At 58.4% G+C, this 15,131-nt stretch carries 12 protein-coding genes; 3 read left to right on the forward strand and 9 right to left on the reverse strand.

All coding sequences use genetic code 11. The features are described from left to right. Positions 1-32 precede the first annotated feature (32 nt). From rffG to trxA, 7 genes are all read right to left on the reverse strand, one after another. A complete protein-coding gene (gene rffG, locus ACP39K_RS17300) occupies positions 33-1,106 on the reverse strand; it encodes a dTDP-glucose 4,6-dehydratase (RefSeq protein ID WP_181817238.1) in 1,074 nt (357 codons plus the stop codon). Then, on the reverse strand, positions 1,097-2,359 hold the full coding sequence (gene wecC, locus ACP39K_RS17305; protein ID WP_048796351.1) for a UDP-N-acetyl-D-mannosamine dehydrogenase: 1,263 nt from the start codon (positions 2,357-2,359) through the stop codon (positions 1,097-1,099). Before wecC ends, rffG begins: the two co-directional genes overlap by 10 nt. Further along, positions 2,356-3,486, reverse strand: coding sequence for a non-hydrolyzing UDP-N-acetylglucosamine 2-epimerase (gene wecB / locus ACP39K_RS17310; protein ID WP_048796352.1), 1,131 nt, complete (start codon positions 3,484-3,486; stop codon positions 2,356-2,358). The genes wecC and wecB overlap by 4 nt, the downstream gene beginning before the upstream one ends. Positions 3,487-3,572: 86 nt before the next feature. Then, positions 3,573-4,625, reverse strand: a complete 1,053-nt coding sequence (gene wzzE / locus ACP39K_RS17315) for an ECA polysaccharide chain length modulation protein (protein WP_497008740.1) — start codon at positions 4,623-4,625, stop codon at positions 3,573-3,575. A 20-nt stretch (positions 4,626-4,645) separates the two neighbouring features. Beyond that, the gene (gene wecA / locus ACP39K_RS17320) at positions 4,646-5,743 is read right to left on the reverse strand and encodes a UDP-N-acetylglucosamine--undecaprenyl-phosphate N-acetylglucosaminephosphotransferase (RefSeq protein WP_049233749.1); all 1,098 of its coding nucleotides are present in this window, start codon (positions 5,741-5,743) and stop codon (positions 4,646-4,648) included. A gap of 296 nt (positions 5,744-6,039) precedes the next feature. Continuing rightward, positions 6,040-7,299, reverse strand: a complete 1,260-nt coding sequence (gene rho, locus ACP39K_RS17325; protein ID WP_004934188.1) for a transcription termination factor Rho — start codon at positions 7,297-7,299, stop codon at positions 6,040-6,042. 400 nt (positions 7,300-7,699) lie between these two features. Continuing rightward, positions 7,700-8,026, reverse strand: a complete 327-nt coding sequence (gene trxA, locus ACP39K_RS17330; RefSeq protein ID WP_004934187.1) for a thioredoxin TrxA — start codon at positions 8,024-8,026, stop codon at positions 7,700-7,702. 131 nt (positions 8,027-8,157) lie between these two features. Between trxA and rhlB the strand changes: the two genes are divergently transcribed. Next, positions 8,158-9,444 (forward strand): ATP-dependent RNA helicase RhlB, encoded by a 1,287-nt coding sequence (gene rhlB / locus ACP39K_RS17335; RefSeq protein WP_015376249.1) that lies wholly within the window; start codon positions 8,158-8,160, stop codon positions 9,442-9,444. Positions 9,445-9,449: 5 nt separating this feature from the next. After that, positions 9,450-10,946, forward strand: coding sequence for an exopolyphosphatase (gene ppx, locus ACP39K_RS17340; RefSeq protein WP_016929512.1), 1,497 nt, complete (start codon positions 9,450-9,452; stop codon positions 10,944-10,946). A 32-nt stretch (positions 10,947-10,978) separates the two neighbouring features. Here ppx and rep read toward each other — a convergent pair whose 3' ends face one another. After that, a complete protein-coding gene (gene rep / locus ACP39K_RS17345) occupies positions 10,979-13,003 on the reverse strand; it encodes a DNA helicase Rep (protein WP_004934177.1) in 2,025 nt (674 codons plus the stop codon). A gap of 109 nt (positions 13,004-13,112) precedes the next feature. Between rep and ppiC the strand changes: the two genes are divergently transcribed. Beyond that, positions 13,113-13,394, forward strand: coding sequence for a peptidylprolyl isomerase PpiC (gene ppiC / locus ACP39K_RS17350; protein ID WP_004934175.1), 282 nt, complete (start codon positions 13,113-13,115; stop codon positions 13,392-13,394). 26 nt (positions 13,395-13,420) lie between these two features. Here the strand turns inward: ppiC and ACP39K_RS17355 are convergent, their stop codons facing one another. Next, positions 13,421-14,923 (reverse strand): M16 family metallopeptidase, encoded by a 1,503-nt coding sequence (locus ACP39K_RS17355; RefSeq protein WP_033639025.1) that lies wholly within the window; start codon positions 14,921-14,923, stop codon positions 13,421-13,423. Positions 14,924-15,131: the final 208 nt, after the last annotated feature.

The following is a 15,131-nucleotide window of genomic DNA, read 5'->3' on the forward strand; positions in this document are numbered from 1 at the left end:
GCCGCATCGCCGCAGAGCGACGCGGCGTTAAATTAATCTGACAACCCCAAACGCTCGCCGGCATAAGAACCGTCTTGCACCCGGCGCCACCAGGTTTCGTTAGCCAAATACCAGGCTACCGTCTTGCGAATGCCGCTTTCGAAGGTTTCCTGCGGCCGCCAGCCCAACTCACGATCGATTTTGCCGGCGTCGATGGCGTAACGCATATCGTGGCCCGGGCGATCCTTCACGTAAATGATGAGATCGCGGTAGTTCGCCACGCCCTGCGGTTTGTTGGGCGCCAGTTCTTCCAGCAGATCGCAAATGGTCTGCACCACTTCGATATTCTTGCGCTCGTTATGGCCACCAATATTGTAAGTTTCGCCTACTACGCCTTCGGTCACGACCTGATAAAGCGCGCGCGCGTGGTCCTCGACATATAACCAGTCACGCACCTGCGCGCCGTTGCCATATACCGGCAGCGGTTTTCCGGCTACCGCATTCAGGATCACCAACGGAATCAACTTCTCTGGGAAGTGATAAGGGCCGTAGTTGTTCGAACAGTTGGTCACGAGGGTCGGCAAACCGTAGGTGCGCAACCAGGCACGCACCAGATGATCGCTCGACGCCTTGGAGGCGGAATACGGACTGCTCGGCGCATATGGCGTGGTTTCGGTGAACAGATCGTCGGTGCCGTGCAGGTCGCCGTACACTTCGTCGGTGGAGATATGATGGAAACGGAAAGCCAGCTTCTTCTCCGCCGCCAACGGCTGCCAGTAATGGCGCGCCGCCTCCAGCATCGTGTAAGTGCCAACCACGTTGGTCTCGATAAAGGCCGCCGGGCCGTCGATAGAACGATCGACGTGGCTTTCCGCCGCCAGGTGCATCACCACGTCCGGCTGATACTGGGCAAATACCCGATCCAGCTCGGCACGATCGCAGATGTCGACCTGTTCGAAAGCATAGCGCTCGCTCTCAGCCACCACCGCCAGCGACTCGAGGTTACCGGCATAGGTCAGCTTATCCACCACCACCACGCTGTCGCCGGTGGCCTCAATGATGTGCCGCACAACTGCGGAGCCAATAAAACCGGCACCACCGGTAACTAAAATACGTTTCAACGCCATACTCCTTTGGTATCAACAACCCATGTTTGTTTTACATCTTCCGGCCGGATGGCCTTGAACTGTTGGTGATCGACCAACATCACGATCACATCGGCCTGCTGCAACGCCTCAGCGATTGGCGTCAACGTCACATGGCCCGCCAGCGACTTCGGCAACTGTTCGACGTTCGGTTCCACCGCCAGCGTTTCGCCGACGTGCCATTCGGCGATCAGGTGCGCCACTTCTACCGCCGGGCTTTCACGCAAATCGTCGATATTCGGCTTGAAGGCCAGGCCGAAGCAGGCAATTTTTACCTCGGACGCGCGCTTGTCGGTGGCGGCCAGGCAATCGGCCACCGCCGCTTTCACCCGGTCGACCACCCACAGTGGTTTGCCGTCGTTCACCAGCCGTGCGGTGTGGATCAGGCGCGCCTGCTGCGGATTTTGCGCCACGATAAACCACGGATCGACGGCGATGCAGTGGCCGCCAACGCCCGGCCCTGGCTGCAAAATATTCACCCGCGGATGGCGGTTCGCCAGGCGGATCAGTTCCCAGACGTTGATCCCCTGTTCGGCGCAGATCAACGACAATTCGTTGGCAAAGGCGATATTCACGTCGCGGAAGCTGTTTTCCGTCAGCTTGCACATCTCGGCAGTGCGCGAGTTGGTGATCACGCATTCGCCCTCGAGGAAAATCTTGTACAGCGCGCTGGCACGTTCCGAGCACTTCGGCGTCATGCCGCCGATCACGCGGTCGTTTTGAATCAGCTCTACCATCACCTGCCCCGGCAGCACGCGCTCCGGGCAGTAGGCGATATTCACGTCCGCCGCTTCGCCCGCTTGCTGCGGGAAGCTGAGATCGCTGCGCGCCTGCGCCAGCCATTCCGCCATCTGTTCGGTGGCGCCCACCGGCGAGGTGGATTCGAGGATCACCAGATCGCCTTTTTTCAGCACCGGCGCCAGCGATTTCGCCGCCGCTTCGACATAGGCCAGATCCGGCTCGTGATCGCCCTTGAACGGCGTAGGCACCGCGATCAGGAATGCATCGGCCGCCAGCGGCTTGGTCACCGCCTGCAGGAAACCGCCGTCGACGGCGGCCTTGACCACTTTGTCCAGATCCGGCTCGACGATATGGATCGCGCCGCGGTTAATGGTATCTACCGCATGTTGGTTAACATCTACACCCACCACTTTTTTCTTGCGAGAAGCAAACGCCGCCGCCGTTGGCAAGCCGATATAACCCAGGCCGATAACCGAAATAGTGTCAAAACTCATAGTGTCACCTGATGATTCTTTAAAGCTTCGAGGATACGCTGACAGGCATGCCCGTCGCCGTATGGGTTGTGCGCCCGGCTCATCGCGTGATATTCGCTTTCGTCCGTCAACAGCCGGGTCACCGCTTCAACAATTTTGGCCACATCGGTGCCGACCAGACGCACCGTGCCCGCATCTACCGCCTCAGGGCGCTCGGTGGTGTCGCGCATCACCAGCACCGGCTTGCCTAACGAGGGCGCCTCTTCCTGAATGCCGCCGGAGTCGGTCAGGATCATGTAAGCGTGAGTCATCAGATAGACAAACGGCAAATAATCCTGCGGTTCGATCAGCATGACGTTGTCGATACCTTTCAAAATGCGATTCACCGGCTCACTGACGTTTGGATTGAGATGCACCGGATACACCACCTGCACTTCCGGGTGATTGCTGGCGATCTCCGCCAGCGCGCTGCAAATTCGCTCAAAGCCGCCGCCAAAGCTTTCGCGGCGATGGCCGGTGACCAGGATCAGTTTCTTGTCGGCGTCGAGGAATGGGTAACGCTGCGCCAGACCAGCGCGCAGCGCAGCATCACTCATCACGCGGTCGCGCACCCAGAACAACGCGTCGATCACCGTATTGCCGGTCACGAAAATACGGTTGTCCGGCAGCAGCTCGCGCAACAGGTTTTGGCGCGAGTTCTCGGTTGGCGCGAAATGGTACATCGCCAGATGGCCGGTCAGTTTGCGGTTGGCCTCTTCCGGCCAGGGAGAATACAGATTGCCGGTGCGCAGCCCGGCCTCGACATGCCCAACGGGGATGCGTTGATAGAACGCCGCCAGGCTGGTCGCCAGCGTGGTAGTGGTATCGCCGTGCACCAGCACCACATCCGGTTTGAAGTCTTCCAGCACCCCTTTCAACCCTTCCAGGATGCGACAGGTGATTTCCGTTAGCCCCTGGCCGGGTTTCATGATGTTCAGATCGTAATCCGGCGTGATCTCAAACAACCGCAATACCTGATCCAACATCTCACGATGCTGTGCCGTTACGCAGACTCTTGCTTCAAAAGCCTCATCCTGGGCCAGTGCATGTACCAGCGGTGCCATTTTAATGGCTTCAGGTCTGGTGCCGAAAACAGTCAACACTTTCACAGCGAATCTCTTTTGGTCGGTTAATCGCAGGCCCCGCCTGCGAATGGGGCGCTCACGCGCCCTGCATCAGATTATTATATTATTTTTTAACTACGCGGCCGACGCGCCAAGGCAACACCCGCGCCAACCAAAGCGCCCATCGCGCCCCACAGAATCAGCCAGAATACCCGGCGCGGGCTGTCGCGTTTTACCGGCTCTTCCGGCGTGCGCAAATAACGATAGGTCTGGAACTTCTCATCCAACGTCGGGCCAACGTTCAGCGTCGCCAACATTGCGCGGTTCTGATCGTAATCCAGGTCATAGGTCGGGCCGGAGGCCTGCAGGCCTTCCAGACGCGCCTGCAGCATTGGCCGGCCCAGCAAGAACAGATCCGAATCCGGCAACTGCTCAGCCGGGGTGTCGGTTTGCGTACGGCTGATCCCCTGGCTCTCGGCGATTTTCAACGCCTGCTGCGTGGTGTTCAGCTCGCGCTTGTAAACCGACTCCGCGACCGCTTCCTGGCGCTTGACCTGTGCCTTCATCGAGGTGGTACGAGCGGCCCACGCCCCCTGGATCTCTTCGTTCAGGTGCAGGGCAGCGCGGTGGCTGGCGAAGGCCACGTATTGGCGCAGCAGGCGGTTGGCGTCCGCCGCGGTTTCCGCCGTCAGCTTCACGCCGTCGTTCGGGACTTTTTTGTCGTCGCGCGGCGTGAACAGGATGTTGTTGATCAGCTCATCGAGCAGCGCCGCATCGGCGCGGGCATCCCCTTCCTGACGTTGCTTGTAGTATTCGCTCTGCAGCCAGAAATCGCGACGCGTATCGTAAGCCGCCAGTTGCATGATGAACTCATTGTACGCTTCATCCGCGATGCTCGGCTGATCGCCGGCCGTCGCCGGCAGCGTGCGCACATCCAGATTACGCAGGAACTGCTGCTGGGAGTAGTAACCGCCCAACGCATTCACCGTGGGTTTGTCTGTGATTGCGGTCGCGCTCCACTCTTGCTTAACCAGATAAGAGACGATCAACGCGACCGCCGCAAACAGCACCGCAATGCCGATAATCCACGATTTGCCGCGCCACAGGGTGCAGCACAGGCCGCGGATATCGAGTTCGTTATCCACCGCCGGGGTATGCTTGTCAGACGTTGTTTCTGGATTCATCACAGCCAAAAAGCCTCTGGTTAAGATACTTGCTTGTTATCGCTCGAACGCCGCAGGCGACGCTTGATACGCTTAATGTACCGCGCAACCCGCCAGGCGCGCTTGATGCAGTAACCGTACAGGAAGAAAGCAAGCAAGAATAATGCCAACATAACCCACTCTGGGATAAAAGTCAGGCGCTCACCGATCACGCCTACCGCCGCCAGCAATGCGGCCGCCAGGGTGATCAATACGAAAGCCTGCCGCGGCGTAAAGCCGGCGCGCATGATCAGGTGGTGAATATGTTGACGATCGGGAGAGAAGGGGCTCATCCCCTTGCGTAAACGACGATACATGATTGCTATCATGTCCATCAGCGGAATAGCGATGATCCACAGCGCGGTCACCGGGTTAATCGAGTGTGCCTTGCCCTGCGAGCTTTGCAACAGTAGCCATATGGCGGTAAAGCCGATCAGGGTACTGCCGGCGTCCCCCATGAACACCTTATAACGGCGGCCGAGGATGCCGAGGTTGAGCAAAATATAGGGAACGATGGTGGCGATCATCGCAAAGCACCAGAACGCCATCTCATGGTGACCGCTCAGGTACAGCAACAGACCCAGCGCGCCGAAGGAAACGCATGACAGCCCCCCCAGCAGACCATCAATGCCATCGACCATGTTGAAGGCGTTGATCGCCGCCCATACCGCGAACAGCGTGACCAAATAGCCGAATGGCCCCAGCAACATCTCCCAGTCGCCCAGCACATGGCCGAAGCTGCGCAGATACAAACCGGCGAATACCATCATGGCGATGCCGACCAACGCCTGCACCAGGGCGCGGATCTTAACGCTGATGTCAAAACGATCGTCGAGCGCGCCCACAAACACCAGAATGCCGGCGCAGGTGAGGTAAAGCTTGGCGTGCGCGATAGGCTGTTCGGAAATCCAAAATGCGAAACACAATCCGGCATAAACGGAAATACCGCCGACCAGAGGAATCAGCCCCTGATGGCGTTTGCGATAATTGGGTTTATCTACCAGACCAATACGTTTTGCCGCCTTGCGGGCAACAAAGAGAAAAGCCAAAGAAAACAGGAAAACAAATAGAATTTCAGTACTCATAGTGAGTAAGTTCACAGTTAACAGATCTCTGTAGAAGATAAGGCAGCTTACCACGGGCTAAGGCTTGTGCCATCGGCCCCCGCCACCTTTCGGTCATTTCCTATGACAACGGTGATTCATGCCTATTTTCTTCGCATCGGCTGACAAAACGACAGCAGCAAAGCCGACCGGCGCAGCGCCGACCGACAAACAAGATGAATTCTCAATAAGTCGCGGAAACAACTTACTTTTCCATTACTGCTACTTATCGTATCCGCCAAAAGCAAAAAACGCCACGACTAGGCGTGGCGTTCAGCGAATTTTTTAACGAATTATGAGCGTTTCATCATATCGAAGAATTCATCGTTGGTTTTGGTCATCGCCAACTTATTAATGAGGAACTCCATCGCGTCAATCTCACCCATCGGGTGAATGATTTTGCGCAGGATCCACATTTTTTGCAGCTCTTCGGAGGTGGTGAGCAGCTCTTCTTTACGGGTACCGGAACGGTTGTAATCGATCGCAGGGAATACGCGTTTCTCGGCGATTTTACGCGCCAGGTGCAATTCCATGTTGCCGGTGCCTTTAAATTCTTCGTAGATCACTTCGTCCATCTTCGAACCGGTATCAACCAGCGCAGTCGCGATGATGGTCAGGCTGCCGCCCTCTTCCACGTTACGCGCCGCACCGAAGAAACGCTTCGGACGGTGCAGGGCGTTGGCGTCCACACCACCGGTCAGCACCTTGCCAGAGGCCGGTACCACGGTGTTGTAGGCGCGCGCCAGACGGGTGATGGAGTCGAGCAGAATGATCACGTCTTTCTTGTGCTCAACCAGGCGCTTGGCCTTCTCGATCACCATTTCGGCCACTTGCACGTGACGCGAAGCCGGCTCGTCGAAGGTCGAGGCGATCACTTCGCCCTTCACCAGACGCTGCATCTCGGTCACTTCTTCCGGACGTTCGTCGATCAGCAGCACCATCAGCACGCAGTCTGGGTGGTTGTAGGCGATACTCTGCGCGATGTTCTGCAGCAGCATGGTTTTACCGGCTTTCGGCGGTGCCACGATCAGGCCACGTTGGCCGCGGCCAATCGGCGCCGCCAGATCCAGTACGCGCGCCGTCAAATCTTCGGTCGAGCCGTTGCCGCGCTCCATCCGCAGACGGGAATTGGCGTGCAGCGGCGTCAAGTTCTCGAACAGGATCTTGCTGCGGGCGTTTTCCGGCTTGTCGTAGTTGACTTCGTTGACTTTCAACAGGGCAAAATAGCGCTCGCCTTCTTTTGGCGGACGAATCTTACCGGAAATGGTGTCACCAGTGCGGAGGTTGAAGCGGCGGATTTGGCTAGGGGATACGTAGATGTCGTCGGGACCGGCGAGGTAGGAACTGTCTCCAGAGCGGAGGAAACCGAATCCATCCTGCAATATCTCGAGCACGCCGTCGCCGAAGATATCTTCTCCGCTTTTCGCATGTTGCTTCAGAATGGAGAAGATAATGTCCTGCTTGCGCATGCGGGCAAGGTTTTCCAGCCCCATATTTTCGCCGAGAGTAATCAGCTCAGAAACCGGCGTATTCTTTAATTCGGTAAGATTCATAGTGGTGGGTTCTTAAACTCGGGGTATGTCTCGAACTTGTATCGTGAATGGTATGGCAGCGAAATGCGTGCCTGTTTACTGGACGTTCGATCACCGGGCGCAGAGCCGTCGCGGTAAGAAATGGCTTACATCGGGCGCACGCATTGACGGTTGAAGATCGAAGGTACCTTAAAAATGATTTTTGCAAAACCGTTTGATTGCCAAAACACGGGCTGAGTTCAGTTTACTTTCAACGCCAGTGGTTCGACACAGAGTATAGCTTTAGATTCAAACTCTTTAGATTTAAAACTTCGGGCAAGTTCTATATGCAGTGTGGTTAAACTTAACACGCTTCTTGGCAGGCGTCTAGCGGTGAATTGAACATCACCGCCAGGCGCCTGATACTGGGCTTCCCGCCCGATTACAGATTCGCGTTCAGGAAATCTTTGAGCTGACCTTTGGACAACGCGCCAACCTTGGTCGCGGCCACTTCACCGTTCTTGAACAGCAACAGCGTAGGGATGCCACGGATACCGTACTTAGGCGCGGTAGCCGGGTTCTGATCGATATTCAGCTTGGTGATGGTCAGTTTGCCTTCGAACTCTTCGGCAATCTCATCCAGAATCGGAGCAATCATCTTGCACGGCCCACACCATTCAGCCCAGAAATCGACCAGGATCGGCCCTTCCGCTTTCAGCACGTCAGCTTCGAAGCTGCTGTCAGTCAGGTGAATAATTTTATCGCTCATGTTCTACTCCACAGGATTATGTCTACCTTGTTGGTGTAGCATTAACCAACTCAAGGTGATTTTATTGCACCGCGTTTATTTCAACGGATGTGCTTTCGTAAAGCAATAGTTAGCTGATATTCTACCACACTATGAGCAAAACACACTTGACCGAACAGAAGTTTTCCGACTTCGCCCTGCACCCGTTAGTCCTTGAAGCCCTTGAGAAAAAAGGGTTTCACAATTGCACGCCCATCCAGGCGTTAGCATTGCCGCTCACGCTCTCCGGGCGTGACGTTGCAGGTCAGGCGCAAACCGGTACCGGAAAGACGCTGGCGTTTTTGGCGTCTACTTTTCACTATTTGCTGACTCACCCGGCGAAACAGGATCGCCAGACCAATCAGCCGCGCGCCTTGATCATGGCGCCTACGCGTGAACTGGCGGTGCAAATCCACTCTGATGCGGAAGCGCTCTCCCAGAGCACCGGCCTGAAACTGGGCCTGGCCTACGGCGGCGACGGCTACGACAAGCAGCTGAAAGTGCTGGAAAGCGGCGTGGACATTCTGATTGGCACCACCGGCCGTTTAATCGATTACACCAAACAGAACTATGTCGATCTCGGCGCGATGCAGGTCGTCGTGCTGGATGAAGCCGATCGCATGTACGATCTTGGCTTTATCAAAGACATCCGTTGGCTGTTCCGCCGCATGCCAGCGGCCGATCAACGCCTGAACATGCTGTTCTCCGCTACCCTGTCCTATCGCGTACGCGAACTGGCCTTCGAGCAGATGAACAACGCCGAATATGTTGAAGTGGAACCGGAACAGAAAACCGGCCACCGCATTAAAGAAGAGCTGTTCTACCCGTCCAACGAAGAAAAAATGCGCCTGCTGCAGACGCTGATCGAAGAAGAGTGGCCGGATCGCGCCATCATCTTCGCCAACACCAAGCACCGCTGCGAAGACATCTGGGGCCATCTGGCCGCCGACGGTCACCGCGTGGGCCTGCTGACCGGCGACGTGGCGCAGAAAAAACGCCTGCGCATCCTCGACGACTTCACCAAAGGCAACCTCGATATTCTGGTCGCCACCGACGTCGCCGCGCGCGGTCTGCACATCCCTTCCGTCACGCACGTCTTCAACTACGATCTGCCTGACGACTGCGAAGACTACGTGCACCGCATCGGCCGTACCGGCCGCGCAGGCGCCAGCGGCCACTCCATCAGCCTGGCGTGCGAAGAGTATGCGCTCAACCTGCCGGCGATCGAGACCTATATCGACCACAGCATTCCGGTGAGCAAGTACAACAGCGATGCGCTGCTGACCGATTTGCCGGCGCCGAAGCGCCTGTCGCGCCCGCGCGGCGGCAACGGCCCACGTCGCAACTCCGCGCCTCGTCGCGGCGGCGCGCCGCGCAACAACCGTAAACGTTCGAGCTGATCGCCATGCTCAGTTCCAGCACGCTTTATGCTGCCATCGATCTCGGCTCCAACAGCTTCCACATGTTGGTAGTGCGCGAGGTGGCCGGCAGCATTCAGACTCTGGCGCGGATCAAGCGCAAAGTGCGCCTGGCGGCCGGGCTGGATCAGAACAATCACCTGTCGCATGAGGCCATGCAGCGCGGCTGGCAGTGCCTGCGGCTGTTCTCCGAACGCCTGCAGGACATACCGCGCGAGCAGATCCGCGTCGTCGCCACCGCCACGCTGCGTCTGGCGTCCAACGCCGATGAGTTCCTGCAGGCCGCCGAGCAAATCCTCGGCTGCCCGGTACAGGTGATCAGCGGCGAAGAAGAGGCACGGCTGATCTATCACGGCGTCGCGCACACCACCGGCGGGCCGGATCGCCGGCTGGTCGTCGACATCGGCGGCGGCAGCACCGAACTGGTCACCGGCACCGGCGCACAGGCAACGCAGCTGTATAGCCTGTCGATGGGCTGCGTCACCTGGCTGGAACGCTACTTCAGCGATCGCAACCTCGGGCAAGAAAACTTCGAGCGCGCCGAACAGGCCGCCCGCGACATGGTGCGGCCGATCGCACCGCAATTGCGCCAGCAAGGTTGGCAGATCTGCGTCGGCGCTTCCGGCACCGTGCAAGCGCTGCAGGAGATCATGGTGGCGCAGGGCATGGATGAGCGCATCACCCTGCCCAAACTGCGCCAGCTGAAACAGCGCGCCATTCAGTGCGGCAAGCTGGAAGAACTGGAGATCGAAGGGTTGACGCTGGAGCGCGCGCTGGTGTTCCCGAGCGGTCTGTCCATTCTGTTGGCCATTTTCCAGGAGCTGGGCATCGAGAGCATGATGCTGGCCGGCGGGGCGCTGCGTGAAGGCCTGGTTTACGGCATGCTGCATCTGCCGGTGGAGCAGGATATTCGCATCCGCACCATCCGCAACCTGCAGCGCCGTTACCTGATCGACACCGAGCAGGCCGAACGCGTCAGCCAGCTCGCCGCCAACTTCTCGCAGCAAGTCGCCAACGAGTGGCAGTTGGATGCGCGATGTCGCGAGCTGTTGCACAGCGCCAGTCTGATTCACGAACTCGGCCTCAGCGTCGATTTCAAACAGGCGCCGCAACACGCCGCTTACCTGATCCGCCACCTGGACTTACCCGGCTTTACCCCGGCGCAGAAAAAACTGCTGGCCACCCTGCTGCAAAACCAGAGCAACACCCTCGACCTGTCGCTGTTGAACCAGCAAAACGCCCTGCCGCCGCGCACTGCGCAGCGCCTGTGCCGCATTTTGCGCCTGGCGATCATCTTCGCCAGCCGCCGTCGCGACGACACGCTGCCGGCGGTGCGGTTACGCGCCAATCAGGACGATGAACTGACGGTGATCTTGCCGCCGGGTTGGCTGGAACAGCATCCGCTGCGCGCCGAGGCGCTGGAGCAGGAAAGCCACTGGCAGAGCTACGTCCACTGGACGCTGCGGTTGGAAGAACAACGTTGACATGACAAGGGCGCGATGAGCGCCCTTTCTTTTTAATTCCCGCCTTTGGCCTTGGCCAGCTGGGCGCGAATATTGGCCAGATGGCTCTGCCCCTTCTGCATCCGCTCCTGCGGGCTCACCACTTTGCGCTCGGTTTCCCACGCCAAATCGTCCTGCGGCAGCTCCAGCAGGAACCGGCTCGGCTCCGGCCGCACCAGCTCGCCGTACTGACGGCGCTCGCGGCACAGGGTGAAAATCAGCTCTTTTTGCGCGCGGGTGATCCCCACATAGGCCAGACGCCGCTCTTCATCGACATTGTCTTCGTCGATGCTGCTCTGGTGCGGCAGCAGGCCCTCTTCCATGCCCACCAGGAACACGTAAGGGAACTCCAGCCCCTTTGAGGCGTGCAGCGTCATCAGCTGTACCTGATCCAGCTCCTCTTCACTTTCGCCGCGTTCCATCATGTCGCGCAGGGTGAAGCGCGTCACGACCTGGGTCAGCGTCATCGGCTCGTCCAGATCGTTGCCTTCCAGCATTTCCGTCATCCAACCGAACAGCGTGTTGACGTTTTTCATCCGCATTTCGGCGGCCTTCGGGCTGGTCGAGGTTTCAAACAGCCAGCTCTCATAATCCACGCCGCGGATCAGATCGCGCACCGCTGCCACCGGCTCACGCTCCGCCTGCTGGGCGATGCCGCCCAGCCAGTGGGTGAAACGCTGCAGCGATTCCAGCCCGCGCCCGGTCAGATGCTGGCTCAGCCCCAGATCGAAGCTGGCATGGAACAAACTCTTGTTACGCTGGTTGGCCCACTCGCCAAGCTTCTGCAGCGTCGCCGGGCCGATCTCGCGCTTGGGGGTATTGACGATGCGCAGGAAGGCGCTGTCGTCTTCCGGGTTGGTCAGCACGCGCAGGTAAGCCAGCAGATCCTTGATCTCGGGGCGAGAGAAGAACGACGTGCCGCCGGAAATCTTGTACGGGATGCGGTTCTGCATCAGCATCTTTTCAAACACCCGCGACTGGTGGTTGCCGCGGTACAGGATCGCATAGTCGCCGTAATTGGTCTTTTTCACGAAGTGGTGGGCGATCAGCTCCCCCACCACCCGCTCGGCTTCGTGATCCTCATTGTTGGCGGTCACCACCTTCAGCTCTTCGCCATACCCCAGCTCGGAAAACAGCCGCTTTTCAAACACGTGCGGGTTATTGGCGATCAGAATGTTGGCCGCCTTCAGAATGCGTTCGCTGGAACGGTAGTTTTGTTCCAGCTTGATCACCTGCAGCGCCGGGAAATCTTCCTTCAGCAGCACCAGGTTCTGCGGCCGCGCGCCGCGCCAGGAGTAGATCGACTGGTCGTCGTCGCCCACCACGGTAAAGCGCGCGCGGTTGCCCACCAGCAGCTTCACCAGCTCGTACTGACTGGTGTTGGTATCCTGGTACTCATCCACCAGCAGATAGCGGATGCGCTGCTGCCAGCGTTCGCGCACCTCTTCGTTGCGTTGCAACAGCAGCGTCGGCAACAGGATCAGGTCATCGAAGTCCAGCACGTTGCACGCCCGCATATGGGCGTGGTACAGGCCGTAGCAGTGGGCGAACAGCTTGTCGCGCTCCGAGCGCGCCAGCTCCGCCGCGCGCTGGGGATCGATCAGGTCGTTTTTCCAGTTGGAGATGGTCGAAATCAGCTGCGCCACCAGCGTTTTATCGCTTTCCAGCCACTTTTCGGTCAGCTCTTTCAACAGCGCCAGCTGATCCTGGTCGTCGAACAGCGAGAAGTTGGACTTCATGCCCAGCGCCACATATTCCCGCTTGATGATTTCCAGCCCCAGGGTGTGGAAGGTGGAAATCATCAGCCCGCGCGCCTCTTTGCGCCCCAGGGTTTGCGACACGCGCTCTTTCATCTCGCGCGCGGCTTTGTTGGTAAAGGTCACGGCGGCGATGTGCCGCGCCTGATAGCCGCAATGATGGATAAGGTGGGCTATCTTGTTGGTGATAACGCGCGTCTTGCCGGAACCGGCACCGGCCAACACCAGGCAGGGCCCGGTAACGAATTCGACGGCTTGTTGTTGGCTGGGGTTTAATCGCATGGTGCTGGCTTGCTCGACTGTAAAACGTGGAAGGGAATTGTAGCAGAAAGCGCCGATGAGATTTAGCGGGTATAATCAGCGCAATTTTCGCATCGACAAAGGCAATACCATGGCAAAAACGGCGTGCGCCCTGCACATTCTGGTAGACAATGAAAAGCTGGCCAACGAGCTGCTGGCCAAGCTGAAGCGCGGCGTCAGCTTCGACACGCTGGCGCGCAAATATTCGAGCTGCCCGTCAAAACGCAACGGCGGCTCGCTGGGCGAATTCAACAAGGGCGCGATGGTGCCTGCGTTCGATAAAGCGGTGTTCAGCATCCCGCTGCTCAAACCTTACGGCCCGGTCAAAACCCAGTTCGGTTACCACATCATCAAGGTGCTGTATCGCAACTGAGGGGGCCTGAGCCCCCTGTCGCGATATTACTGCGCGCCGGCGTCCGTCGCCGGCGCAGCCACCGCGGCGTCGGCCGGTTTGGCTTCTTCCGTCACCACCGCCGGCGCCGGCATCATGATACCGTCATAAGTTTCCTGCAGCTGCTTCATGCTCATTTCCGGCTCGCCTTTCGGCTGCATCAGCACCAGCGTCGCCTCCTGAGACAGCTGCAGCTTCAGCGCCTGATTCAACGTCTCCAGCGTCAGGCTGGACAGGAATTCCTGGCGCAGTTTCTGATACAGCTCCGGCGCAATATCCACCACCCCGCTCTGCTGCGAGCGTAGGCGCTGGCTCATCAGCACATCGGTGTCGGTGCGGGCGTAGGTCGCGAACAGCTTGCTCAGCTGATCGTTTTTCTGCGCCAGCAGCGCATCGAATTCCTCTTTCGACAGGCCGTTGTCACGCACGTTGGCCAGCTCGCGAGCGATAAAGCCCAGGCTGCCGTTCAGGTTGTTGTTCGGCGTATCCAGATGGATGGCGCACTGCCCGCGCTGGTACTGCACGCGGCAGTCAAAGCCCAGATGCAGGCTCTTCTGGTCGCTTTTTTCCAGCGTCTGCTGAAGATGCCAGAACAGCGCCTCGCGGGCGAGATCGCCACGCCAGTAACGGAGCAAGCTCTGCGAATCGCGGATCGGATGCCACGGCGAATCCCACATGATCGACAGCGTATCCTGTTTCACCTGCTCGCTGATCAGGCTCACAGGCTGCTGTGGCAGCGGCGTCAGGGTCGGCATCGGGGCCGGTGTTTCACGTTTGCCCTGCAACGGCGAGAACGCCTTGTTGATCTGCTCGCCCAGGCTGCGGCTGTCAACCTTGCCGACCACGAACAGCGTCATGGCGTCCGGGGTATACCACTGCTGATAGAATTTCTTCAACTGCTCGAGGTTGACCGGCCGTTTTGCCGGCTGCGCCGGATCGTGCGCCAGCAGCGTCGAGCCTTTCAGGCGGTAACGCCACCAGACATCTTGGGTATTGGGCGGGAAAGTGCCGACCGGATTGATGCTTGAATTCATCACCGCGTGCACCGTATGCTCGTCTATCGCCAGTTTGCCGGTGGTATCCGCCAGCCAGGCCAGCGCTTCTTTCAGCAGGTCGGGCCGGTTGTTCGGCAGGCTGAGGTTATACATGGTGAAATCATACGAGATGATAGCCGGCGGCAGCGGCCGCTCGTTATCCACGCTCTGCTGCCACAGGGCGCGCAGCTGCGGGGCCGTGAAGCTTTCGCTACGCGCCAACGCCAGCCGCGGCAGCAGATGGGCAAAGCCGGTCTGCTGCGAAGACTCCACCAAAGAGCCGGTATTGACGATCAACCGCAGTTCAACGCGGTCACTCGGCCGCTGCGGCGTATCGAGAATCTGCCATGAAAACCCGTTGGCCAGCGCCCCCTGCTGCCAGGCAGGGTCGGGTTGTAGTGCTTCAGCCTGCACGCTGCTACTGGCTGCAGCCAATAGCAACCCACCAACTATAAGATGAATTCTGGTGCCCTGCATGTGAACCCCTACTTAATGACTATCCAATTTCTTATGCAAATGCGTGTATTCCATTCAATGGAATCATAAAAATACGCCCTGAGTTTCACGGTGGGGCGGAAAGCAGAAAGTGTACCACCGTGTTAGACCGCGCGCCTTTGCGGATGTCACTCATTAGAGTGAAAAATAATGGATTGCGGGGTTTTTAATGCAAAAAATCGTTACGAGG

It is taken from the genome of Serratia sp. EC4 (assembly GCF_059652115.1).

Excerpts from the sequence above, each read along its gene's own strand:
- rffG (WP_181817238.1), bottom strand. The coding sequence starts at position 1,106 with ATGGCGTTGAAACGTATTTTAGTTACCGGTGGTGCCGGTTTTATTGGC.
- wecC (WP_048796351.1), bottom strand. The coding sequence starts at position 2,359 with ATGAGTTTTGACACTATTTCGGTTATCGGCCTGGGTTATATCGGCTTG.
- wzzE (WP_497008740.1), bottom strand. The coding sequence starts at position 4,625 with ATGAATCCAGAAACAACGTCTGACAAGCATACCCCGGCGGTGGATAAC.
- rho (WP_004934188.1), bottom strand. The coding sequence starts at position 7,299 with ATGAATCTTACCGAATTAAAGAATACGCCGGTTTCTGAGCTGATTACT.
- trxA (WP_004934187.1), bottom strand. The coding sequence starts at position 8,026 with ATGAGCGATAAAATTATTCACCTGACTGACAGCAGCTTCGAAGCTGAC.
- rhlB (WP_015376249.1), top strand. The coding sequence starts at position 8,158 with ATGAGCAAAACACACTTGACCGAACAGAAGTTTTCCGACTTCGCCCTG.
- ppx (WP_016929512.1), top strand. The coding sequence starts at position 9,450 with ATGCTCAGTTCCAGCACGCTTTATGCTGCCATCGATCTCGGCTCCAAC.
- rep (WP_004934177.1), bottom strand. The coding sequence starts at position 13,003 with ATGCGATTAAACCCCAGCCAACAACAAGCCGTCGAATTCGTTACCGGG.
- ppiC (WP_004934175.1), top strand. The coding sequence starts at position 13,113 with ATGGCAAAAACGGCGTGCGCCCTGCACATTCTGGTAGACAATGAAAAG.
- ACP39K_RS17355 (WP_033639025.1), bottom strand. The coding sequence starts at position 14,923 with ATGCAGGGCACCAGAATTCATCTTATAGTTGGTGGGTTGCTATTGGCT.